We start from the raw sequence: 22,736 nt of genomic DNA, 5'->3' as shown, positions 1-22,736 counted from the left end.
GCCATCCGGTTGGCAATCGGAACAGCGGCAGTCAATTGCGTGACGCTTCTTGCTGGCGCCTCAACCGGCCCCGCTATGCTTTCCCAGTTTGCCCGAAGGCTCCTAATTCTCGCAGAGCTGCAACTTGGCATTGATGATATCCCAAGGTTGTTTGCAGCACCTCGGTCGTATGCTGACCCAGGGTGGGCGCCGCGATCGGCTCAACAGATGGGGTCATGCCCATGCTGATCGGCGTTTCGATATTCGGAACCCACCCCGCTGTCGGGTGCGGAATCCGGCACACCCGACCGCGGCTAAGGACCTCCGGCGCGTCAAATGCCTCCGCGACGGTACGGAGATATCCCGCGGGAATGTGAGCGTCCTTCAGCTTCGTTATCCACCTTTCAAGAGGATCGGTCGCGAAAATCTCCGCCATGATGGCGCGCAGACTCTCCTTGTTCTGCGAGCGCGACTTGCGGGTGGCAAATCGCGGATCCGATACAAGATCGGGCCGGCCGAGCACATCGCTGACAAGCCGGCGATAGAGCCGATCGTTGGCACAAGCAATATAGAGCGGACCATCGGCGGCTTTATACACGCCAACGGTTGGCGACCCGTTTGGCGAGTTGCCGAAGCGCCCCGGATTGCTGCCGCTCAGCAGATAGGCCATGCCGTAGAAACTCGTCATGTTCGTCGCAACGTCGAACAAAGCCACCTCCACGTGCTGACCTCGCCCGAGCCGTTCGCGGGCAAGCAGCGCCATCAGAATGGCATTGCAGGCAGACATGCCGGTGGCGAGATCGATCACAGGCGGCCCCGTCCGCACCGGCGGCCCATCGGCAAATCCATTGAGCGACATAAAGCCGCTCTCGGCCTGGGTAATCGGATCGAAGCCTGGTCGCGATGCGAATGGTCCTGAGCGGCCATAAGCCGAAATCGAGCAATAGATGAGACGTGGATTGCCTGCGGACACGGTGGCGTAGTCCAGTCCGAACTTGTCCATAACCCCGGTCGAGAAGTTTTCGACGACCACGTCCGCTCTGGCGATCAAGTCACGTGCAACCTCCCGCGCCTCAGCCACCGCGAGATCCAGCACAATTCCACGCTTGTTGCGATTGAGGCTGAGGAACGCTGCGCTCTCTCCCGCGATTTCCGCGTGCTCATAGGCTCGCGTGTCGTCGCCTCCATCCGGATGCTCCACCTTGATGACATCGGCGCCAAAATCGGCCAAGGTCTGCGTACAGGCGGGTCCCGCCACGACCCGCGTAAAATCGATCACCAGCAGCCCGTCCAGCACATTCGGCATGGCCGCTCGGCGGGGCGGTCGTTCCGGCAACGGCACTTTCGCCATCTTCGCGGCTCCTTCCCACAAACGTGTTATCGATCCTCTGCGAGATCTTTCGTCCGCGGTTGCGAAACTCTGTCCAGCAACCAACGCTGCAGACGCATCCAGTGGTTAGCCTACCCTGAGACATAAAAAAAGCCCGGCGGCCTGCAGCCGCCGGGCTTTCAACTCTGCCGCACCGCCGTACATTGCGATGCAGCGTTCCTATTGGTCCGAACAAATCGCTGGCTCGATCAGCTTGCGCCAATAAAGCGTATTTGCCCATCCCCACGGCGAAGGTGGTTGAAACAGGCGGTAGCCGCCGCGGATGAAGTTATTCGCCGAGAAAATGTTGTCCGTCGTATCGGACACGACGCATGACCACCCGTTCCGCCGCGCACGCCACTCGGCGGCTCGCATCAACCGCGATTGGAGACCGCGCCCGTGATGTTCCCGGATCACGCCCACTCGGCAAAGATAGCCGGTGTGCGCTCCAATCGTTGAAGGAATCAGACCGGCAAAAGCCAAAGGGGCGCTATGCTCACATGCAATCCACCAATGTCCGGCATCGAAGTCCGGGAGAGGCGCCCTGTCGAGAAAGGTTTGGCGATGAAGGTCCACGAGAGTGTCAGCGATGTCGTCATCACAACTATCCACTTCCCGGATCTGGTACATCGGAACTCCCTGCATCTTGCCACGCATTGCATCTTCACTTCCCGAGCATCACCTTGATGCCGAGCCACACCGCACCGACCAACCCCGTCGCAATGACGGTGATGACCGCCTTGAACGTGTAGCTCTGCGCCTGCTCGACGCTCTTGCGCCATCGCCGGAGGTGTTGGAAATCGGCTCGAAGCTCCTTGCGGTCCTCCTCCTCGATTCCGAACGAGGTCAAAATCGTCACGATCGCCCGCAGGACGACCGCGTCGATCTCTTCGCGCTGTAGCCTGTGCTGCTCGGCCAACGTCTCGGCCACGATCGCCTTGATGTCTTCCTGGACGACGCTCATCGCTTGATGATCCTCGCAACGTTCTCGAAGCCGCGCTTGGCGAAATAGAACGAGATGACGAGGTTCGCAGTCATCGACGCGAAGCCCGCGAGAGGATCTGTGGTCCCAAGTCCGAGGACCTTGTCCCACACCAGGAGCTTTGCGAAATAGACCGCGACGCAGTAACCGATCAGCTTGTCCGGCTCGTACCAATGACCGAGTTCGGCCGCGCGATATTGCAGGACGGCGCTGGTCTCGGAGACTTGCGCCGCGATCTCGGAGGCCGCAAGATCAGCTGCGATCTTGGCATCGGTGTTGCCCGCCTTGAGCTTCGCTTGATAGGCGTCGATAAGGCCCTTGATGACCGGGCCGCCGAAAAAGCTTAAGATCGTCATCCACATGTCAGCCGCCCTTTCTCAGCGATCGCGCTCGCGCCATGATGGTGATGATCGAGATCACGAGGAGAATGCGGCCGGTCGCCCTCGCATCGCCGATTGCGGAACTGATTTCGTCCTTGAGCATGGGGTCACCGAGCGTGTCGCCGATGGTGTCGATCAAGGACATCAGGGTGCCGATCAGGGCGAGTACGTAACCCCATGCGATGGTCAGCGAATGCAGGCAGGCTGCTTTGACTCGAGACCACATGGATCAAGCCTTCCGGATAAGCGAGGCAATGGCATTCGCCGCGTTGGAAAGCTTGGTCACCAATGTGCCGGCTCCGACTACGATGGCCTGCAGTCGGGTCTTGCAGGTCCACACCAGTGCGCCGCCGGCAGCGACACCAAGAGAAAATGCACAGCCAAATTCAATCATGTCGTTTTCCTTCCGAAGACGGATTTGATAAGGGCAATAAAAAAGGCTCCGATGGAGCCTTCTGCCGGGTTCGTGATGGATGGTTGGAGCGGTCTGGGCGGCGGGTCCGCAACGGAGCCGGGCCGAGCAGGTGCAGGTGCAGGTGCAGGTGCAGACGACGAAAAGGCGATACTCCGATCAAGCGCCATCATGGCCATCAACAGGCCCGCACAACCTAGCTGCCGGTCCACCACGGCCGGATCGTAAACGCCGTCGCGAACGTATTTCCCGGATTGATATTGATTCGTGCCTGCCCACACGTACGGGGACGGCACGCCCCGGCGGGCATAGCCGAGGCCGTTATACTGCTCGAGCAGGGTCAGAGCGCCACCGGCCGACCAGTCCTTCCAATGCGCCGCGTGCGGGGCGCAGTTGACCAGGGCGTCCACCGCGGCGTCTTCCCAGGACTGAAAAGGCCCCCGGCCGGCCGGAACATGGACCGAGACCTTGTTCCAGGTATCGCCCTGAGCGAGAGAACAGGCCCAATTCTGCGAGCACTCCCGCTCGTGGATAACCGCGACGATGAACCAAGGGACGCCAGTGGCATGCTCGATAGCCTCATAACGGGTTTTCGCAGAAACCAGGCGTAGTGCTTCGGAATGGCTATCTCTTGTAGCCGTAGCGGATGCCCATCGGTCCGCGTTAGCAGCTGCGAGCTGTTTGAGATCTCTCATTCCCTCCCCCGCGAAGACTTTTATTCGTAAAGACCCCGCTCAATGCGGCTCTAGCGTGCGCGAGTTGTTCCAGTCGGAATGACGGTCATGGAAACATTTTAGTGAGGGTTGCAGCCGTTACGACTTGACGGCAAGCTTGATAAGCCGACTGAGGTCAGCTATCCGCACTCTCTCCATGATCCAAGCTTCCTGCGTAAGATCTGGCAAATGTCTTTAGGGGCTTGCTCGTGAAGAGATTGTGTGGGAGGTTTTTTGGTTAGAAATGTGTAGTAAGGGCAGGGATGAATAATCGTGAAGCTTCTCGATTTGTGGTGCGCATATTGCGCTCCCGATATCGAGACCACAGAACAGAGCTCGCCGAGCTGCGCCGCCATATTCGGCGCGGCGATGTTGTGTGCGACATTGGTGCAAACAAAGGGAGTTTTCTGTATTGGCTTGCACGATGGTCGAGGCCAGGCCGGGTCATAGCATTTGAACCACAACCTGATTTGGCCGAAACACTGTCACGACTTTGCGGCATCTTTTCCCTTAAGAATGTAGTGGTGGAACGGTCCGCAGCATATTCATCGTCGGGCCTCCAAGACTTCTTTATCCCTGATGGGCACCAACCTGCAGCATCCCTTCTCAAGCCGATCGAGCATTCCAAGGCGATCAAGATTCAAACCGTCTCCTTAGACGATTACTTGTCGGAAAACGAAAACGTCTCTGCAATAAAGATTGATGTTGAAGGCGCTGAATTGAACGTCTTACTCGGTGCGACGCGCACCCTCCGCCGATGCATGCCTCTTATTGTTGTTGAGTGCGACCGGCACCTTGTCTCGATCGATCGGATGAAAGATACCTTCTCGTTTCTACTTGACCTCGGATACTCCGGGAGTTTCGTTTGCGGAAAAAAGGTACTCCCCCTGTCACACTTCGATCCCGACGTCCATCAAAAAGCGGAAGGCGAATGGTTCTGGAAGAAGAAAGGATATTGTAACAACTTTATTTTCAGAGCAGCTTAGATGATGCGCATGATCCGAGCGCACAAGATCGTTGGCTGCACAACGTTGTGCGCAGTTCCTCCGCCCGCACTGTAGGTGGTATCGAGTCCATTCGAGCTGTTGACACGGACACCTGTGCCGGCGCCTTGAACACTAAAAGCTGTGCTCGTACTAATCTGCAGGGCAGAGCTTCCTGTAATACCGATCGCACTTGCACCCTGATAGGCGATATTTAATCCGCTATGGCTCGTGCTATGCAAATGCCCTGGGTCGTAGATCGATGCACTGTGATAGTGGGTCGGCATTTCGCTGGCTGTGAGCATGTGTGTATCCTCACCTCCCGCTCCGCCTAGTGTATGCCTGACAGCAGCCAGGCCGCCGCTCGCAAGACGATTAGCGCTTGTCCCGCCCATATTATCAACACACGCGATGACACGCCCACGCAAATCAGGCAAGTTGAAAGTTGTTGTTCCGTCGCCTGGGCCATAATTGGTCCCAATCAATGCAAAGAGCGCAGCATACGTCGTTCGATTAATCGCTTGCCCGTAGGGGAAGGCAAACGAACTGTTCGGTGCCGTTCCAGCCCAATATTCGATGCTTGCTCCAATGGGAATGTTATAGAGGTTCCCATAAAAGCCGTGAAGGTAGAACGCTCCATCAGAGTTGTTGTAGACGACGATGTACGGAGTCCCCTGGATCAATGTTCCGGCCAACAGCTCGGTGTTGGGCCCACTCCGCAGCGGCTTGGCGCCGAGCGAATCGACGTTCAAGGTCACTGTCGCACCGTTGGTCACGTGAGGAGTGAACGCGATGATCTGACCGTTGAGATGCGCGAGCGTGTCGAACTGCTGATAGCTCGCAAGAGCATAGGCTGTGCTCGAGCCCGTGGTCACGATCGCGCCAGCGATGTCGTCGCGATATTTTGCCATCGCCGCCATCATTGCCCGGGCAGAATCGTTGATACTGGACGGAGCCTGCCCTTCAGACCAATTGATCGTTGGATCGGCGGTGGCATCCGCGGAAGCCGTCTGCGACCATCTGTAGAGTGTCATGTGTTTCCTCAAACAAAAGCGGCGATCCCACCTGAGATCGCCACCGGCTGTATCGCCTTCATCGATTTTGCGTCAGGGCACTTTCAGCGCAGATGCAAGCAAGAACCGCTCGCCTCTAGTCTGCCCAAGTATCCTCTCTTCATTGCTCCCCGCTGAGCTCGAGATATTGCGCACACGCGCAGGATGGCGCGCGCGCCGTGAGCAGGTTGCGGATCACGCCCTTCGGCACGCCGGGGCTATCACGCGCGACCGTCTCGACGCGCGCGTCGATAACGGTCGCGATTTCGGCGCGAATGGCCTTGATCCGCTCCTCAAGCGAGGGACTGTTGCGAGTTGACTTCATGGGATCCGCTGCTTTCTTCCTCTGTGCATTTGCATTGCATCGCTGCCAATTCCCTTCTGGCTGCGGCTGCCTCGTTCTGCGCACGCCGTAAAGCTCGCTCGCGCGCCGCCTCATGGCTCGCGACGAAAGCCTGAACGTCATATGGCAACGTCTTGAAGCGCTCCTTGCGAGCGGCCGGCCAGGAGCGCGGCGGCACGATCCCGCTCACCGCATTGACTGCAAACGTAACCGGCTCGCTCAACGTCGGATCAGCGAGCCCCTTGGAGGTGTGCAGCCTGGAGATGTCCTGCAGCGCTCCCCAAAGCTGGGCCATGCCAAGCCCTGCGCGGTCCCGCACGAAGCGGGCGACGGCGGCGGGCGTGGCCGGACAAAACATCGCCCCCTCGCGTGCGCACCAGCGAGCGAACAAAGGCGCACTTTGCTGACGCGCCCGCGCCAGCGCCTCCAGCACGGGATTGATCATCGGCCAGCATTGCGAAGCGCCACGTGGGCACTCCCCATCTGACGCCGAAGCTCGAGCATTCGCGCGTGGCGCCGCAAATCGCCAGGATTTGTCTCGACACCCTCGCGCAGTTCCGCATCTAAGCTCTCGAGTGCCGCCACGCGTTTCTGCAGACCGTAAAGCGCGAAATTGTCCGCGATCCGCTGAAGGGACATCGGCTGTCCATAGAGGTTTCCTGTGATCGAGTCTGAGCGCTCGATGAAGTTGCGGCGTTCGTCAGGCATTAAAAATCTCCGAAAGCTAGTGAAATCAACGAGGAGAGAAGAAGATCGGCGGCGGTGTTTTGAACTCTGGTCGGAGCTCTGTTGGCAGGAAATCCGGCTTCTGAAGTTGAGCGGACGGTTCTTTGCTCATCCCTGCAACGGCATAGGACCGTTCCGGCAAGCTCGTTGGCCTCCGCTAAAAAACTGGTCTAAGAGACCGAACGCGCCGAATTGCTGGCAGCCACCGAGGAATTATTATTTAGACCGAATCTCGCCCGCCGCATGAAGGCCACGATCTACCAATTCAGCGCCCCGCATATTTGGCTCGGCGCACCGCCCGCAGAAATCGTGATGCAGCGGACTGCGGCGTATCAGATCTGCAATATGCGATCGCGCGACCCCGACGCGCAATTACGCGCCGCCCGCGGTGCACACGAGCAAAGCCGGGAATGTCCGCAATATCTGCGCTCGAGCGCATCGCCTGACCATGAGTCCGTCAGGTTCGGTTCATCTCGCCGGAGCACACCGACACACGAACCTTCTCGCGAGCCTGACCGCATGGCGAAAGGTCAAAACCAGAAGCAAGGGGACAACGTTTGTGCTCGCCAAACACGCAGTGAACCAGACGTTGTCAGCTATCGTGCGGCTCACGTGGCTGGATTGGCCCGTGAGCGTGAAAGAGGTAGCTCCGCACGCAACGAAAAGGATGTTTGCGATTGCGATTGTGAGAGCAGCCTTCAGGACAGCTCGAGGCCGCCAATTCACAAACTCCAGCGAGAGCACTGCGGTTTCCACCAAGAACAGACAGATCAAATTGAGCATCGAGAATCCCACTCCAACGCTTACGAAGGGGATGATCGGCGCAAGGTATAATGAGACAAGCAGCACGACAAAGATGACCAAAGCCACCTTAATCAGCATATCTGTGATGGCAAACGCCAGCCATTCGCTCACGCTGAAATTCATGAGTTCACCGGCGAAACAAGCCCCAACTTAGGACTGATGATGACTATCGATCCCACAGAACAAAAAGAGAACAATGTCAACGGCCGAACGCTGCTGCCTATGACTTAAGCTTCTCTCTCCGCGCACATCACGACTGATTCGCTCTGCGCGCCTGATAAAGCGCGACGGCGTCCTTGAGATCTCCCGACGACGACAGGCGCGCATTCAGCGTCCGAATGTCGGCCCGCCCACGCTCTGTCGATGCGCCTGCAACACCAGGGCGCAGGACTGGGGGTATCGGCCGTGCCGCCGCCGTATCCTTGGCCTTCATGATCAGCCGATACTTGGCCGCGTCGTACATCATCCGCTGGAACGTGGCAGTGCGCATCAACGGTTCGGTGTGAAACAGCCGGTTGAGCTCGGCGGGCTCGATGCCGCTCTCTTTAGCGGCTGCCATGATCTCCGTGGCCACGGCCTTTTGCACCGCTTTCGGCTCGTCCTTCAGCATGGCTTCCAGCAGCGCGTCTTCTCCCTGAGCAAACCTCTCGAAATTCTTCCGCTCGAGCTCGGCCCGTTGCTGCTGCTCGTGGGCATGTTGTGCGCGCAACTGGTCGGATGCGGTGACGGCAGCCTGAACGCGCGCGAACCTGGCCGGGTCTTCGCGGGACATCTTCTCAAGCGCCGCCGGCATATGGTCAGGCGCCATGCCGGAGAATTCGGGAAACTGACCAAGAAAGCTCGCCTGGGCCAGCTGTAGCGCGGACGCAAGGCCCTCCCGATAGCTCTGCCGTGCGTTATCGGCTTCGGCCATCTTCTCCTCGATCGCCTGCAGCACGAGCGGATGCTGCAGGGCCTTTTCGAGTTCGGGTGCAAGCTCGGCGGACGAGTTGCCATCAAGCGACGGCCCGTCATGCGAGCCACCTTCATCGGCTCGCTCTGCCGCCGCCGCTCCATCGACATCCCGGCGGTCCGGATGCTTGAAGCCGTAGAAGTCCGCGGCCGCTGCATCGTTGGCTTGAACGCCGTGACGCAGCGTATCGATACGCCGCGCAGTATCTTCCGCCTGCTGTGCTTCGGTCGCGCGCCTGTCCGCCGCCCTGCCCCGCGCATGGTCGCGCGCCGCGCGCTCCAATGTCACCGCTTCATTCGCGGCCGCGGGCTTGCCATGCGCATCGACATATTCCCTCACTGTGACCGGACTGTCGCGTTCACCAAGCCGATCTGCGGCGTTCCGGAGCGAGGCGACGTCGCCGCCAATGCTCTCCCGGTCCGGCTTCTCTTCGGGGTCCCGCATCGGCGTATATCCTGCGCTTGCGAGCTCGAAGGCCGCGCCGGTCAATGCGGGGTCAATGTCATGGGTCATGGGCATCTCTAGCGAAATTATTTCGGCTGATGTTCGGTGGTGGAGCTGGTCGACCAGGATCGAACCTGCGATCGCCCCGTCTCTTCCGTCTATGGCTATCGTGAATTCAATTTGTCGATCGGAGCGTCATACCCCTGGGGAAACCAGATACCTCGTTCCAGATGGTTTCCCAGATTGGGCCGGACATGCTTGTGCTCGAGCTGGGAGATGCTGACGTCGTCAATTACATTGATGAGCGGCGGCAGATCATCGGCTCCGAACACCCTCTCGTGAAGAAGCGAAATAGCATCATTTCGGCTGTAAGCGGTCACGCCGCAACCAAGATTGAGCGGCGTTGGCACCGGCAGCCGCTCGAACTGAAACCAAAACCGCCGAAGATTGCTCATGAGACCTTCCTTCTACTTCGGTTCAAAGCGAATGAACGGACCGATTTCGGGATTCCCGACCCCAGGAACGATGCCGTGCTCGGGGTCCAGTCCGGGCAACTCGCGCTCCAACCCCTTATAGTAAGGCAGACTTGTGTGGGGCACCAAATAGTCGATGTCGCTCGTCGGCTTCCGCTGGCCGCGAGCCGCGGAGCCGATCACTTCGAGCGGGCGTCCGGCCTTGTTGACCACTGATTGGATCTGCCGAATCTCGCCTGAGGTCAGGTCTCCTAGGTTCTCGGACCGTGCACCGCGCGCCGCAGTGATCGCGCCTACGATACCTCTTATGGTTGCAGGTAACTCACTAGCCGCGGGGCCGGCCGCACCGAGCGTGGGACCGATTGCGTGCAAGAATCCCATCGGATCATTGACTGCATCATGCGCGTAACCGGCAATGTCCCGACCGGCTTGACGGATGGACTGCTGATAAAAATCGTCCAATGCCGTCCTGAGACCGTTTTTGACTCCACTCGCGGCCAAGTCGTTCGAGGCCAATTGACCCTGAGCATCCCGGGGGTCAGCTTTGGGCGTGACAGCGGCTTCCTGCGAAGGCAGCGGGAGGGTTGGAGCGTCTGGCCACCGTTGGCGAAGCGGGGCCGGAGCGGGTACCGGTCCCGGTGAAGTTGGAAAGATGAAGTTCGACGGCAGCAAACCTTGCTGGCGCTGCACCGAAAGCAGGCGGCCCAAGAGGCCTCCACTTGCATCGAACTGGTCGGGATCGTCATAGCCATCAAGAAGTCCCATTCAGAAACTCCGTCGACTATTTGCCCCTGAGCAGGCTGCCGATCCCGCCTGCAAGCGTAGCGAATTGATCGATGCCGGACTTCTCCTGTACCGTTGTGCCCGTGCTGTTGCTCTGCTGACCCAGCCCCGCGATCGGCGTTCCGATTTGAGCGAGCAGTTGCAGCGTCTGCAGTGGAATGCCGCGGCGCTGCGCTTCCTCGGCGAGCGTGGCGTTGGCGCCGTAATTCTGGGCGTCGAGGGCGGACTGCGCTGCCGTCACGCCCTGTCCCTGATTGGCAAGATATTGCTGCTGCATGCCGGCCAGCGTATTGGCGGTGGTATTGCCTGCATTGTACAGCGAATTGGCAGCCGCGAGCTGATTAGTGACATCCTGATTGTATTGCGCGGCTATCACCGGCGCTTCCGCTGCCGCGACGCCGCGACCGTAGGCCATCTGATTGGCGCCGCTGAAGTCGCGACCCGCCGCGGCAAACTGGCCATTGACGGAGTTGCCGACGTCGGTCTGAATTTGCGCGAGCTGCGCGGCCAGCGCCGGGTTGTTGCCGATCATGCTGCCATTGGCGTAAGGCGTCAGGGAACCCTGCAGCGACGATAGGTTCGCCTGCACATTTGGCGCCTGTGCCGTGGCACCGCCGCCATTGAGTAGCGACTGCGCGTAAGAGCCGATCTGCCCGGCATACGGATTGCCCTGGGCCGCATTGCTCTTCAGCGTATCGAGCGCACTGCTCTCTGAACTGGTTAAGCCAGTGTTGTTCAGGCCGTTATTGAGTTGCGACAGGATGCCCTGAAGCAGCGGCTGCGCCGGCTGCCACGGCGCTGTCTGCGACTGCTGAGTGGTCGTACTGGTTGATTGCCCGCCCATTGGCAAAGCTCCTTACAAGGGTTCTACGGAACTGCGCACGGCCGTGAAGCGCGGAAATTCAGCTAAATGGAAAGAAGATCGGTGGCTGAACCTGCAACAATTGCATCGGCTCGCCGCTGGCTATTCCGCGTAGGCCTATCGCCTGGTCTGAATCGGGAATACCAAGCTGACCGGGAAGTGAGCCGCTTACAGTCTGACCGGCACGTAGTTCAGGTCGGTGCGAGATTGGCGTGTGCGCGTCCCCCTGCTCCTTCCGAATCTGCTGGAGCAAATAGGCGAGCAGCCACTCATCGAGCTGGCCACCAGGACCCGGATCGCGCTTCGGCGCAGGAATTGGAGGGAAAGCCGGACCGTTGTTTCCGGGGCCGGGCTTTGGAAAGTAAGGTGGCAGTGGATATTGCGGCATGTCGGGCGAAAAGGGCATCCCGGGATGACCCGGTGAGAACGGCGACCCAGGCACCGGTGGCGGAACCGCGGGCCGCCGGCTGCGGCCAGACGGCTCGTTCTCTTTGGTAAGCGGGCGAAAATTCGGTTCAACCCAAGACGGAAGATCCTTTAGAGCAGGGACAACACCAACCGTCGCAAGGTTTGGGACATCGGTATTTCTCATCGTCGGATTTCCAACCATCAGCTCATCTCCAAGAAAAAAATTAGCGCGCACAATCGGCGCGCCACGACAATCAAGACATACAATCAAGACACAGTGTGCCAGTCTTACGGACCGCTCGATCTTCCGCATTCCGCGCTTTAGGGATCGTAGATGATCCAGCCCGCCAGGCGAAGCCGCTCGACCAGGGCGTCGACATCCTCCTGGCTTTCCGGATAGGCTTCGTAGATAATTTTTGTCTTCACGGAACTGGGCTGGTAGCGGGGATGCCACATCCACATCACGAAACCGATCTTGAACGCTCTTTCCAAATCGATCTTACGTAGCAATTTCCTGACTTTTGTGCTCTCGGGAGGCATGTCGAACGTGGAACTGGCCCGTCGCGTCCTTAGGAATTTCCTTCTGAGCCGATCGATCGGGGCGAAGTCTTGACTGAACATCTCTTCGCTCTTGCCGCAGGCCCCGCCCTCGAGGCGAAACGGCCCCTCATCACGTGCAGGAGCAAACCCCACGCATTCACCTTTGTCGGCGAACGGACGCCAAGCTACCAACGCATCTCTCAAAATCACCGTCTTGGAAGACGCAATAACCAAGTAGTCGGCGCAGCTGAACAAGCAATAGCCATAGATTACCACCGTCGCATTGATATCCCGCAAATGATCAGCGACCTTCATCATGAGCGCATGGTCACCGCCCATGCTGTGAGCGACGAACAGGCCTCCTGATTTCAGTCTCTTGACGAGAGCCAAGCTCTGATCGGCGGGGAGAGAGCCGTCAAAACAAAGAATCCGTTGATCCAACGACAGCGCCAGCGGCCGCGCGACATCGCTGCGGCAGTATTCAGCCGCGGCCCGATAAGGGCCGAAGTCAAACGTCTCAGCGTCATCGGCGCGAGCCGCCCGTGTAGAGACAGCCGCAACGAGAGCGATCAGACCAACTCCGAACAATGAAGGCAGATACCGACGAGCTGCATTACGAGCCGAATGCGACTGCCCCGCAGAGTCGTGGCAGCAGTGGGTGCGTAATCGTTTTCGACGATCTTCCGAATTGGCCATCGTCCATCTCTTCATGCACTGACAGCGATCCTGCCAGCGATATAGATAAAACAGATCAGGTCAGAGCTATGGATCGTAGGTGACGGGGTTAAAAAAGGGCGCAAGTGCCTCGCTAACGAGTCGACCTCGCGCTGGTTTTTAGATAGGCGTCATAGACGATATTGGTCTTAATCGAACTGGCATAGCATCGCGGACTCCAGGTCCACATCACGAGCTCAGTAGCCTTGAGCCGCGAAAACAGGACACAACTGCTCCCGTCGGTTGATCGAACGTAGACGCCGGCATGACATCCCTGTCGCTCCTATTACCGAGCGTGTGCACTTGCTAGAACATACCATGAACATTTGTCAAGTGAGATGCAATCTGCCGACCGGTGCTCAATCGTTTTATCCGGGCGGATAGGCGGGATGTGACCTGAGATACTAACAGCCAGCGTACCCGTGCGCCGGCGTTCGCGCCGGGGATTTCCCCATGCGCCAATGGGAATTCAGGCGTCATGGATAGACGCGTCGCGACCGAAGATAACGATCTGGACTGGGAGGCTGGGAAGGAAGGGCCTCCTGAGACGCGACGTTCAGAGGATACACCGGAGGCAAGGGTTGAGAAAACATCTCGACAGGCATTTTTGCTTGCCGTGTCGATCTCCCGACCCGCTTCTCCGCCCAATTTCGAAGGCCGTCTGCCGTCATTCCCACCAAGAAGGGATTTGCTTTGATCGCATCCGGCCTTAACAGCGTCTCGACCGGCGTTGCGGGATCTGCCTTTAGGACGGCACGCGCGCCTCCAGGCCCGGCAAAGTGCGCCAGGTACAGATTTCCTGGAGTGACAGGAAGCCCAGCACGCGTGAGCATAGTCGCATTTTCACGCGCATAGGCTTCCGTCATCTCTCGCGAGAGCTCGGGATTCGCCCGCAGCGCAAGCAACTCCTGAGGCGTGCCATTGATCTCGGGGTGATACCGGCGCAGCATAGCAAGCCATGTGCCATCTATGAATTGGCCAAGGCCGCTCGCCGATGAGTTTGGATTCTTTGCGTTTGCGTTGCCACTACTTTCGGCGCCCACGATCTGACTAGCCAATCCCGACAAGGCGAAATGATTCGGAGCAGGCTTCGTCAGCGTGCTTTGCTGTTCCTGTTGCCCCTGCAGCCTGCCGATCAAATCCTGCTGCGGGCTGAAGGGCGTTTCGGGACTGAAGTTCGGGGGAACGCTCGGATTGGCACCAGCATCCGGCACGACCGAGTTCGGCTGCAACATCCTTTGAAAGCCGCCGAGCAGCCCGCCCGCACCTTGGGGCCCATAGGTCTGCGGATCGAATTCTTAGTCTCTCCAGCCCACTATTCTATCTCCTTGTCCATGATGACATGTCGTTGCCGATAGCCTTGCAGCACACGCAGCCAGCCCTTGCGTCCGAAAATGCGCATGCGCTTGCAGCCTTCGGCCTTGGCATACGCCTCGATGCCCGCAATCAGCGGCAGCCACCGCCCCATGCCCCTGCCTTCGCAGGCGGTGATCACGCAGACCTTGCCAGCATCTGTCAGCTGGAGGCTTGTTATTGCGACTGCGTCGATCGCAACCGCGTTGCTGTCCCCGCCAAGCGCAAGCCAGAGCAACGAACGCCCACACAAAACGTCGCTCTCGATATCAGCAAAGGCGGATAGCCCAGTACGCAAGATCGCACGCTGCAAGCGAGACGCGGCCCAAGGCCAAAAATGATCAACATGATCGGGGCTAACGCAAGCAAGTTTGTTGGGCGCTCCATTACCGATCGAAATTGCGCCAAATCTCCTCATCGCCATCTCCCCACTCGGGAGGTTCGCCGGGTTTCGGCATGCCTCGATTTTGAGTACACTGAATCTCCCTCGTTCTCGCGCGCGTTATGCAAGCGTCTAGCCAGTCGCGATGAGTGGCATCTGGAACACGCCGATAACATCTGTTGATTTCTCGGCGCGCCCTTTCTTCACAGTAACTCTCCTCGTCTTCCTCCTTTTTCCTGCCTCCTCCACCACCACCGCCGGCTCCTCGCCTAATAAACGTGTAAAATTCGAACGCCTTCTTCAGAGCCTTCCATAGTTCTGCGACATCTTGGTCCCGCGGATGCGGCCAGACCGCGCCCCATGGCGCTCCAAGGCCGCGGCCGGGGCTAGGAACAGAAAATCCGCCGGCAGGTATGATATCGGCCGCCTCAGACGTTTCCAGTCCGGTTGGCCGCTTCGCGTCACTTCCGTTCTGCTGAGGTCGTGGGGCGTTGAAGGCCGTCTGGCTCGGATAAGCGAACGGTTCAGTGGGCAAAATGTCTGCAGCTGTACGGGGAATGCCGAGAGGTCTACTGATCAATTGGCGGAAATACGGATCGCGCGATGGATCACCGGCTTCTTCGCCCAGCGCGTTGCTAGGACTTTCCGTACTTTGCGGATCGAGCGGCCAATTGAAGAGCTGCTGCGTGAGGCCATCGGTCGGCTGTTGAAACGAAGTTGTTTCGTCGAGCACTCCGCCGTTGCGGTTCCCGTTTTGAAGCATCACTTGCTGCAGGAGTCCTGATAAGTCTCCAGCAGCTTGATCGCCTGAGCTCGGTACAGGAGAAGTATAAAGCGCACGAGAATATACGTTCGGCATCGATAAAACTCTTTCTATGAATAACAATTGCAGGAATGCAAATAGTCTTCCGCGCGGCGGCCGATCCGCCCACGAGCTAAACCGAGGATGTGGTGAAATGCTTTTGGCCGAGGCAACACGAGATGCCGCGCTGCCAGCTAGCATGGCTCCGCTAGTTGATCGCCAATCTCAGATTATTGAATGGCATCGTCAGCATTATCGCTCGAAACTTCGTTCAAAAAAAATGAATAGCCTCACCCGAGCAGCGCATACAGAAACGTCCGCCCTGCGGTCGCGCTGTTGGCGTGGCTGATCGTGAACGTGCCATTCGCCACCGCACTCACGTAGATCGTGCCGTTGCCGAGCTCGGTCGCCGCGGCCGCTGTCGTCGGCGTCAGGATCGGCGTCGAGCCTGCGGCGCAGTTTTTGTCGTTGACGACGGTGCTCGATGCGCCGGTTGCGAGCGTGATGCTTCCGACTGCGTTCGAGCGTCCGGCGGCGAGCTGCTGCAGGGCCAGCACGATCTTCTTCAGGTCGGTCTCGGTGATCCCCGGAACAAAGGCCGTCATAGCGTGCCACTTGTGGTCAGATCAGGGATAACGCCGGCGCAGAAGCTCCAGGACACCGCCGCCGGGATTCGCACCTTGAACCGCGAATAGCGCGTATCGCGCCTGACGTCGCAGCGCCCGGTCCTGGCGTTCACCAGCACTTCGGCGCCGGCGGATGCGGCTACCGAGGGCGTGTCGCGGAACGAGACTGATCCGTACAGCGTGGTGGCGTCCGTGACTGGACGGAAGCCGCGGATCGTGATCCGGTTCTCGTCCGTCCCCTGCTCTGCGCTTTCGATCGTCGCCTCGAGGTTCGCCCCGCGAAAGAAGCCCAGCACATGAACCGGCGAAAACTGTGCGATCTCCGGCTGCACAGCGGTCGCGTAGGCATCGAGGCTCAGGGTCATGGCGTCGATCGAGGGAGAAATGCTGTCGAGATTTTCCAGGGTCAGGCCGGTCTGCGACATGCCCAGCAGATATTCGCCGCTCGCCTGCACCGGGAAAAACCGGTCGAGTAGAAAATCGTAGCCGAGAAGCTTGTCGTATGTGCCGATCGCGCCGGAAACGGATTTGTAGGCCCAATACACCCGCGTCGAGCGCGGGTCGGCTGCGCCGATGAAGAGCTGCAGATTGCCCTTATCGATATCACCCAGGAACGTGCGGTCGACCTTCTCGCGCCCGATCTGCTCCGGTACGCCGCCAGGCTCGATCTTGTGGAAGCCTTGCCCGGCATAGAAGAAGATGCGTTCGCCGGCGCGAATGATCGAATATGGCGCGTAAAGGCCCTTGTCCTGGGTGATGCGATCGATCTGGAAGATGATCGGCGAGCCCGGCACGTAGGACATGCGCCGGATCGCCTGGTCCTGGAAGATGATCCCAGCCTCGCCGCCAGCGACGCCGCGAACGATGCCGCCATCAGGGAAATCCTGATGATCGGAGCCTGCGGTCAATCCATCCCACGAGGTCGCGGAGTTGAAATTGTTCAGGCCCGACCATTGGATGCGGTATGGCGTCGATAGCAGCCCAGATAGCACCAGGAAGCGGCCGACGACGCTGATGTAGGCCGCCTGTGGCGGCGAGCCCAACGCATTGTCGAACGCCGTCGATGCAGTTAGATCGAACACCTGCAGCAGCGCGTTCGCCTGCGTGGCAAAGACCAGATTGCCTGTCTGAGCGAACTGCCACTGCGCCGAGGACGACAATTGCGCATAGGCAGCGGCGCCCTTGGAGACGTCTGTCCAGGTGAAGTCAGTGTTGTTGAGCTTGTAGAGCCTGTCTGCCGTACCCGCGAAGGTCACGACGGTCCCGTCCGATTTCAACGCATAGAATGCGCCGCGGCAGGCGGCCGGCAAGGCTGCAGTGTAGGCCGTGAATGATGGGAACGGTCCATAGCCGTCGCCGCGCGGGATCACGTTCTGGACGTTCCGCGTGGCCTGCCCCTCATAATCGCTGACGTCAGGGCGATATTCGCCGAAAGCAAGAAGCGGCATTGTTTTCTCGTATTGCTGAGGGCTGGATGGGCGACGCGTCGAGGGGCCTGGCGGCCACGACGCCCTAAAATGGCAAGGGCCCGCGATGTTCAGGACTTGTGCTAGCTCTTGGTCCAGCTGCCGGCGGGGTCCGGCATTTTGCTCCAGGTCCCATTGCTGTCGGCGTTCGCTGACCAGCCCTCGACAGGCACTGCGGCCGATGTCCAACCGCTTTCGGGAATGACACCTCCGGCCCACACTGCTCCTTCGGAGGGCAGCGGAAACCAAGCCTCATGGCCACGCTCAAACGCGACCTGTTGGCCTGTCACGGTCCAATTTCCCGAACTCGCGTTGATCGACACAGCCGACGTCGACACCAACGGTGAAAGGACATAACTGGCGGACCCGACGGCATACCCAACCGCAAAGGCGGCTGTCTTGTAATCAGCTGTATAGCCGCCTGTGATAGCCAATAGCGGAATCGCAAAAGCGGCCGGGACTCCCGACACATTGGAGGGACGACCAGACGACAGAAACCCAATGGCAAATCCGACAGCATTCCCGCTGAGTCTGGACGAGCTCGCAGTTGCGGATTGCGCGATTCTCATGCTGCTCGCGACCGCGCCGATGGCGTAGCTTCCCGGCAGCGCCGATAATACGGCCGCCCGTGATGCAGGAAGCTGGCCGACAGCGAGGCGGCCAACTGCGTCCAAGCCGAGGAGCGACATCAATAGTACTCGTCGATAATGATGATACCGGCGCCACCGGCGCCGCCGCCGAAGTTCACGCCGCTGTTTGCAGACGCTGAGCCGCCGGAGCCGACTGCATAGCTGTAGCTCGCCGCCGGGGACACGATGAGCTTCTCGCAATAGCCACCGGCCCCGCCGCCACCGCCAGGTACGCCGCTGCTGCCTGTGATACCTCCGCCACCGCCACCAGCACCGGAGTTGGCAGCTGCAGCGCCACCATTGGCGTTGTATTGCCCAATGCCGGCGCCACCGAAGGGTCCAGAGCCTCCGTTTCCTCCAGCCAGGTTATTAGTCCCGGTAAATACACCAGAGCCGCCCTGACCACCGCCTCCCTGGATATTGATGTCCCCGCCGGACGCTCCACCGCCGATGCCGCCTTGTTGCGGCACGCCGTTGCCACCGCTTGCGGTCATGGACACTCCTGTCCCGCTGAAGGTCGAACTCGCACCGCTTCCACCGGCGCCGGAGACGCCGTTGCCCCCGCCGGCGCCACCACCGATCATTCGGACATTGATGGTCCTGCAGCCTGTCGGCGTCGCGTAGGTCCCGGATCCGCTGGTGAGCACGGTCCGAGTGCGCAGCGTTCGCGCGATGTCCTGAGAGACAGCAATGATCGCGACCAGCGCCGGAGGAACGGAAAAATTGACCTTGGAGGTCATCCCGGCCGAGGTGTAGAGCACGGTGGTCCGCGCAAACGTGCCCGTCGACGAGGCATAGGTGCCGGCTGCGATCTCCCATTGCGTGAGATCGGCGCTCTGCGCGCGAAACACGTAGGTTTGTCCGTTGATTGCGCCGGCCTGGCTTGGGCTTTGGTAGCCACCGACGGTCGAGCCATAAGTCCAGTCGGTCGTGCCTCCCGCGGTCGGCACGAACCCGCAATTGTCGATGAATGCTGCCATGTTACGTAATCGTCAGGATGCCGTTAACCAGATCGGTATTCACCGTGAACGTGTTGCCGTTGGTCAACGTGATTGGCGTTCCGTAGTCCCACCAGCCGATCAGCGGCTGCGATGCTGAGGTCGCATTGTACAACACGGCATATTCGAACGGGCCGATCGAGCCGCCAGCAGCGGTCCAGGATGGCTGGGTGCCGGCGGTGAACTTGAACACGCCGGAGGTTTGCGCACCCGTGATCGTACCGATGGAAGCGCCGCCTGCGGCATAGCCATTGGCAGCCGCCAGGTCGGCCGGCGTATTATAGACGGTATTGGTCACGACCGGAGCCGTGCTGGTCAAATAGACCTTGAACACATGCGGCGTGCCTGTCTTCATATTGTGCAGACCGTTGGCGACGTCCTGCACGAAGCAATTGAACTTGTTGAATGCTGCCATGGTGTATTCCCGTTAGAAAACCTGGCCAGAAATGTGCACCGCCATTGGACCGGCATTGAAGGTTGACGTCAGCCCGAGATTGTTCATCTCGGAGAGCGCATTGGTGAAACCGAGCCCCCAGGTCTGAATGCGCGCATCTTCCTTGATGTAAGGCGCGGACTCCAGCAGAGCCCCGTAAAGATAGAGATCCGGCGCCATGGCCAAGAGCCAGTTGGTATTGTTTGCTGCAAGCGGTGGAATTGCCTGCCGGTACACCATCTCGACGGTGTAGGCGGCATCGGGCGTCGGCGCGAGTTCGAGCTCGTTGCCGAATATGGTAAAATAGCGCGGCTGTGCGGCGGTGTCAGAAGTCCCAAACCGATACTCATCCATCTGAATGCCGGACTTGAATGCGAGGCACGGCTTGCCGGCCACGCTCGCCAATCTGATGCGGCGCATCGACTGGAAATCCGACGGAAGCGCGATGAACTCTGGCTCGCCTGATGCCAGATCGACGACGGCAATCGAGCGCCGTTCCATTTGGCGTACGAACAGCTGGCGGTTGAACTTGGCTTCGGCGAGCTGAACAAAGCTCGGAACACGCGCGATCAGCGTGGCATCCTGATCGCGCGCAAGATATTCGGTCACCGCCGATTGCAGTGATCCATAGTCGGAGATGAGGGTCACGGGCAATCCGCCTTCCAGCCTGCCTGCAATGCCGGCCTGTCTGTGCGCAGATAGGCCCAGTCTGGATCGTTGAGCTTCTTCTGCACGATCTGGTCGAACTCAGGCGTGAACAGGCGCAAGGCCGTGTTGCCCCGCGCATGCTCTTCGTTCAACCATCTGACGTAGATGACGTTCGGAATGCGCGCGACATGCCGTCCCCAATCCCCGTGCTGCTCGTCGCGGCGCGCTTCCTTGTTCCATTCCAGGATCGGGGCGATATCCTGCAGATGCTCGATCGCAAGGCCCTTGCCGTCGCTATCGAGATGAGGGCGAATGAGGACCCCGCTCATCACGACAGCTCCGTCACCCACAGCGTGCCCGCAGTAGCGGTCACAAGTCCGTTGGTTGCCGCCTTGATCGCGGCGATGTTCTGGCCGGGACTCACGGTGACGAATTCGACCGTATTGGCAGGAAGAAAGGCGTCGGCTGCGGTCGCGGTCTGCGCGCCGTCACCGATCCGGTAGCAGCAAGCCGCATTGGCGCTGAGGCGCACTTGATAGGTCGCCGAACCGAATTTGTTGGTCGCACCGACACTGCCGTCGAATGCAATGACCTGCGTCGTACCGATACGTGAAGATGGCTGCTTCGGAAAAAATGACATCTCAGGCTCCTTTGACCGAGAGCGAGAAGTGCATCGGCACCGAAGCGCCCGACGCGCCGGATGGCGTCAGTGCGACCACATCGTCCTCGTTGAGATAGGTCGGCGATGCGGGCACAACGGAAAACAGCTGTCCCGCCGCCGAGCCGGATTGCGGGACGGCGAAGCTCGCGACATTGACCGAGTTGACTGAGACAGTGACTGTTCCGTCGGCGGTGGTGATTACCCCACCAAGAATGCCGGCCACCTTGAGCAGACGGCAGCGAAACGGTGCGCGAACATAGGCCGCGACAGGGGATGAGCCGCAGGACGGCGTATAGGCCGTCAGATCGGCCGTGTTCAAGGTTCGATTGCCAGGAAGCGGCATGGGTATGATCTCTCCAAAAGAACGGGCGGCCATATCGGCCGCCCTGGACAGGGATTTGCGATCGCCGAAATCAAGAGGTGGTGTTGTCGAACACGCCACCGCTCGCCTTTTCGTTGCGAGCAACCAGCGCGTATTCGGCCAGGATCTGGCGCCGATCGGAGTCGCCGGTTTTGGCCAGCGGGATCGAGATCATGTTGCGGCCGTTAAGATAGGCGACCGACCACTTGTCCATCTCGAGCACGAGCACGTCGCGGGGACGCTGAAAACGGGAGGCGACAACCTTGAGCTTGCCGAAGTCGGACTCATACGCATCGACCGAGGCGACGATCTTTTTCGATTTGGCCTCCTCGATCGCAGTGGAACGGCCCGTGAAGGTCGAGAACACCTGCTTATTGAACGCCCCGGTCAGGACCGTGCCGGGTTTGCCGCCATTGGTCCAAATCGAGGAGAGGACAGTCTTCAGCCGCGCTTCGGTGAAGGCGATCTGGGTGCCGTCGGTCCGGGTGGATGTCCCGTCCGCAGCCGTCGGATCGGCCGCGCCCCCGGCGGAGCCCTTCGAGGTGTTGGAGAAGATCCAGGACAACACCGATGCCGTCTTTCGCGGCGTCGTCGTGTTGCCGACGACCTTGGACTGGTTGGTCCCGCACAGGATCATCTCGAGGTCGCGCTTGAGCTCGAGGCCCTTCAGCATTTCCTGATACGCGAGTTCGTTGTCCCGGCCGGCATGATCGACCGCCTGCTGCGTGCCGGAGACGCGCGCGACCTTATAGGAGATCTGGCACTGATTGCCGAGACGAACGGTCGGCGTCGTCGCGTTGGTGTTGGGATCGTCACCTTCGAGCTGGGCATTGGTGTTATCGGGCGCCGCCAGCGCCTGGGTCTGCCATTCGTGGTTGATCGCGGTCGCCTTCTCCTTGTCGACGCCGCTCATAAAGGGCGTATCGACCGGATCGATGCGATAGATCATATCGCTGAGATCTTCGCGGTTGCCGACGGCCTGATAGGTCACAAAGGTTGAAGCCGGTGTAGTCATGGATGTTCCTTAAAATAGGTGATGGACGCCAAAAGATCCGCGTCGCGCAACGTCAAAGCGCGGCCGCGGCCTGGCGTGAGGCTGTCCCGTTACCGGGAACACTGAATGTTGCTCGTTAAGTCTCGGCGGTCCGATGGCGCGGAGCGTATCCGGTTCGGCCGTGGCGAGACGCCTTCGCCGGGGCGCCCGTCTCGTGATCGGGGTCGGCGTTGATCGTGAGGTTTATAAGCGCTGGTTGCCACCGAGAGCGGCTTACAGCAAGCCAGCATAAAGCTAGCAGTACTTCACGAAAAAGCCCGCACTCGGTTTTCGACGCGGGCTTCTGAATTCTTTCGATGTTGGAAGTATGCAGGTGATTTGCCCGACGTGTCAACGCCTGTTGTTGAACTCATCGAATCGGTCGCCGATCAGCATCACCGAAACGCACCGCGGTCTCGAATTCC

30 protein-coding genes are annotated in these 22,736 nt (G+C 59.6%); 1 reads left to right on the top strand and 29 read right to left on the bottom strand.

The window, feature by feature from the left end:
* Nucleotides 1–73: 73 nt before the first annotated feature.
* The 7 genes from BRAS3843_RS00370 to BRAS3843_RS00345 all read right to left on the bottom strand — a co-directional run bounded on the left by BRAS3843_RS00370 (nt 74) and on the right by BRAS3843_RS00345 (nt 3,817).
* The gene (locus tag BRAS3843_RS00370) at nt 74–1,330 is read right to left on the bottom strand and encodes a CoA transferase (protein ID WP_008966681.1); all 1,257 of its coding nucleotides are present in this window, start codon (nt 1,328–1,330) and stop codon (nt 74–76) included.
* A gap of 198 nt (nt 1,331–1,528) precedes the next feature.
* Nucleotides 1,529–1,978 (bottom strand): GNAT family N-acetyltransferase, encoded by a 450-nt coding sequence (locus tag BRAS3843_RS00365; protein WP_035980445.1) that lies wholly within the window; start codon nt 1,976–1,978, stop codon nt 1,529–1,531.
* A gap of 34 nt (nt 1,979–2,012) precedes the next feature.
* Complete coding sequence (locus tag BRAS3843_RS00360) at nt 2,013–2,312, bottom strand: hypothetical protein (protein WP_008966679.1); 300 nt, start codon at nt 2,310–2,312, stop codon at nt 2,013–2,015.
* Nucleotides 2,309–2,692 (bottom strand): hypothetical protein, encoded by a 384-nt coding sequence (locus BRAS3843_RS00355; protein ID WP_008966678.1) that lies wholly within the window; start codon nt 2,690–2,692, stop codon nt 2,309–2,311. Before BRAS3843_RS00355 ends, BRAS3843_RS00360 begins: the two co-directional genes overlap by 4 nt.
* Nucleotide 2,693: 1 nt before the next feature.
* Nucleotides 2,694–2,936 carry a hypothetical protein gene (locus BRAS3843_RS00350; protein WP_008966677.1) on the bottom strand — a complete coding sequence of 81 codons (243 nt, stop codon included), beginning with the start codon at nt 2,934–2,936 and terminating at the stop codon, nt 2,694–2,696.
* 3 nt (nt 2,937–2,939) lie between these two features.
* Nucleotides 2,940–3,104 (bottom strand): hypothetical protein, encoded by a 165-nt coding sequence (locus BRAS3843_RS41205; RefSeq protein ID WP_175361059.1) that lies wholly within the window; start codon nt 3,102–3,104, stop codon nt 2,940–2,942.
* Nucleotides 3,101–3,817 carry a hypothetical protein gene (locus BRAS3843_RS00345; protein WP_035980433.1) on the bottom strand — a complete coding sequence of 239 codons (717 nt, stop codon included), beginning with the start codon at nt 3,815–3,817 and terminating at the stop codon, nt 3,101–3,103. The genes BRAS3843_RS41205 and BRAS3843_RS00345 overlap by 4 nt, the downstream gene beginning before the upstream one ends.
* 281 nt (nt 3,818–4,098) lie before the next feature.
* On the opposite strand from BRAS3843_RS00345, the gene BRAS3843_RS00340 reads away from it, so the two are divergent.
* Nucleotides 4,099–4,821 carry an FkbM family methyltransferase gene (locus BRAS3843_RS00340; protein WP_008966674.1) on the top strand — a complete coding sequence of 241 codons (723 nt, stop codon included), beginning with the start codon at nt 4,099–4,101 and terminating at the stop codon, nt 4,819–4,821.
* On the opposite strand, the gene BRAS3843_RS00335 is transcribed toward BRAS3843_RS00340, so the two are convergent.
* From BRAS3843_RS00335 to BRAS3843_RS00230, 22 genes are all read right to left on the bottom strand, one after another.
* Nucleotides 4,818–5,852 (bottom strand): tail fiber protein, encoded by a 1,035-nt coding sequence (locus BRAS3843_RS00335; protein WP_008966673.1) that lies wholly within the window; start codon nt 5,850–5,852, stop codon nt 4,818–4,820. The genes BRAS3843_RS00340 and BRAS3843_RS00335 overlap by 4 nt on opposite strands.
* A 139-nt stretch (nt 5,853–5,991) precedes the next feature.
* Nucleotides 5,992–6,195, bottom strand: coding sequence for a hypothetical protein (locus BRAS3843_RS00330; RefSeq protein ID WP_008966672.1), 204 nt, complete (start codon nt 6,193–6,195; stop codon nt 5,992–5,994).
* Nucleotides 6,164–6,646, bottom strand: a complete 483-nt coding sequence (locus BRAS3843_RS00325) for a hypothetical protein (RefSeq protein ID WP_244425079.1) — start codon at nt 6,644–6,646, stop codon at nt 6,164–6,166. The genes BRAS3843_RS00330 and BRAS3843_RS00325 overlap by 32 nt, the downstream gene beginning before the upstream one ends.
* 8 nt (nt 6,647–6,654) lie before the next feature.
* Nucleotides 6,655–6,921 carry a hypothetical protein gene (locus BRAS3843_RS00320; RefSeq protein ID WP_008966670.1) on the bottom strand — a complete coding sequence of 89 codons (267 nt, stop codon included), beginning with the start codon at nt 6,919–6,921 and terminating at the stop codon, nt 6,655–6,657.
* Nucleotides 6,922–7,993: 1,072 nt separating this feature from the next.
* Nucleotides 7,994–8,983 (bottom strand): hypothetical protein, encoded by a 990-nt coding sequence (locus BRAS3843_RS00310; RefSeq protein WP_244425080.1) that lies wholly within the window; start codon nt 8,981–8,983, stop codon nt 7,994–7,996.
* Nucleotides 8,984–9,303: 320 nt separating this feature from the next.
* Complete coding sequence (locus tag BRAS3843_RS00305) at nt 9,304–9,594, bottom strand: hypothetical protein (protein ID WP_035980432.1); 291 nt, start codon at nt 9,592–9,594, stop codon at nt 9,304–9,306.
* Nucleotides 9,595–9,606: 12 nt separating this feature from the next.
* On the bottom strand, nt 9,607–10,377 hold the full coding sequence (locus BRAS3843_RS00300; protein WP_008966667.1) for a hypothetical protein: 771 nt from the start codon (nt 10,375–10,377) through the stop codon (nt 9,607–9,609).
* A gap of 16 nt (nt 10,378–10,393) precedes the next feature.
* Nucleotides 10,394–11,239, bottom strand: coding sequence for a hypothetical protein (locus BRAS3843_RS00295; protein WP_008966666.1), 846 nt, complete (start codon nt 11,237–11,239; stop codon nt 10,394–10,396).
* Between the two features lie 747 nt (nt 11,240–11,986).
* Entirely contained in the window at nt 11,987–12,901 is a 915-nt protein-coding gene (locus BRAS3843_RS00290; protein WP_063710285.1) for a hypothetical protein, read from the bottom strand.
* 494 nt (nt 12,902–13,395) lie between these two features.
* Nucleotides 13,396–14,154, bottom strand: coding sequence for a lytic transglycosylase domain-containing protein (locus BRAS3843_RS40405; RefSeq protein WP_008966663.1), 759 nt, complete (start codon nt 14,152–14,154; stop codon nt 13,396–13,398).
* Between the two features lie 80 nt (nt 14,155–14,234).
* Nucleotides 14,235–14,690, bottom strand: a complete 456-nt coding sequence (locus BRAS3843_RS00280; protein ID WP_244425078.1) for a hypothetical protein — start codon at nt 14,688–14,690, stop codon at nt 14,235–14,237.
* Nucleotides 14,659–15,513 (bottom strand): hypothetical protein, encoded by an 855-nt coding sequence (locus tag BRAS3843_RS40400; RefSeq protein ID WP_139024679.1) that lies wholly within the window; start codon nt 15,511–15,513, stop codon nt 14,659–14,661. Before BRAS3843_RS40400 ends, BRAS3843_RS00280 begins: the two co-directional genes overlap by 32 nt.
* A gap of 233 nt (nt 15,514–15,746) precedes the next feature.
* A complete protein-coding gene (locus BRAS3843_RS00270) occupies nt 15,747–16,061 on the bottom strand; it encodes a hypothetical protein (RefSeq protein ID WP_008966660.1) in 315 nt (104 codons plus the stop codon).
* Nucleotides 16,058–17,530 carry a hypothetical protein gene (locus BRAS3843_RS00265; protein ID WP_008966659.1) on the bottom strand — a complete coding sequence of 491 codons (1,473 nt, stop codon included), beginning with the start codon at nt 17,528–17,530 and terminating at the stop codon, nt 16,058–16,060. The genes BRAS3843_RS00270 and BRAS3843_RS00265 overlap by 4 nt, the downstream gene beginning before the upstream one ends.
* Nucleotides 17,531–17,631: 101 nt before the next feature.
* The gene (locus BRAS3843_RS41200; protein ID WP_008966658.1) at nt 17,632–18,237 is read right to left on the bottom strand and encodes a hypothetical protein; all 606 of its coding nucleotides are present in this window, start codon (nt 18,235–18,237) and stop codon (nt 17,632–17,634) included.
* The gene (locus tag BRAS3843_RS41195) at nt 18,237–19,157 is read right to left on the bottom strand and encodes a hypothetical protein (protein WP_008966657.1); all 921 of its coding nucleotides are present in this window, start codon (nt 19,155–19,157) and stop codon (nt 18,237–18,239) included. The genes BRAS3843_RS41200 and BRAS3843_RS41195 overlap by 1 nt, the downstream gene beginning before the upstream one ends.
* A gap of 1 nt (nt 19,158) precedes the next feature.
* Nucleotides 19,159–19,590, bottom strand: a complete 432-nt coding sequence (locus BRAS3843_RS00255; RefSeq protein ID WP_008966656.1) for a hypothetical protein — start codon at nt 19,588–19,590, stop codon at nt 19,159–19,161.
* 12 nt (nt 19,591–19,602) lie between these two features.
* A complete protein-coding gene (locus tag BRAS3843_RS00250; protein WP_008966655.1) occupies nt 19,603–20,256 on the bottom strand; it encodes a hypothetical protein in 654 nt (217 codons plus the stop codon).
* On the bottom strand, nt 20,253–20,585 hold the full coding sequence (locus BRAS3843_RS00245) for a hypothetical protein (protein ID WP_008966654.1): 333 nt from the start codon (nt 20,583–20,585) through the stop codon (nt 20,253–20,255). The genes BRAS3843_RS00250 and BRAS3843_RS00245 overlap by 4 nt, the downstream gene beginning before the upstream one ends.
* The gene (locus BRAS3843_RS00240; protein ID WP_008966653.1) at nt 20,585–20,896 is read right to left on the bottom strand and encodes a hypothetical protein; all 312 of its coding nucleotides are present in this window, start codon (nt 20,894–20,896) and stop codon (nt 20,585–20,587) included. The genes BRAS3843_RS00245 and BRAS3843_RS00240 overlap by 1 nt, the downstream gene beginning before the upstream one ends.
* A 1-nt stretch (nt 20,897) precedes the next feature.
* Nucleotides 20,898–21,260, bottom strand: a complete 363-nt coding sequence (locus BRAS3843_RS00235; protein ID WP_008966652.1) for a hypothetical protein — start codon at nt 21,258–21,260, stop codon at nt 20,898–20,900.
* Nucleotides 21,261–21,330: 70 nt separating this feature from the next.
* The gene (locus tag BRAS3843_RS00230) at nt 21,331–22,293 is read right to left on the bottom strand and encodes a DUF5309 domain-containing protein (RefSeq protein ID WP_008966651.1); all 963 of its coding nucleotides are present in this window, start codon (nt 22,291–22,293) and stop codon (nt 21,331–21,333) included.
* Between the last annotated feature and the right edge of the window lie 443 nt (nt 22,294–22,736).

This window comes from Bradyrhizobium sp. STM 3843, from assembly GCF_000239815.1.
In the GTDB taxonomy this organism is placed as follows: Bacteria; Pseudomonadota; Alphaproteobacteria; order Rhizobiales; family Xanthobacteraceae; genus Bradyrhizobium.
Note: the sequence above shows the minus strand (reverse complement) of the source record. Positions and strands in the feature narration are given on the sequence as shown.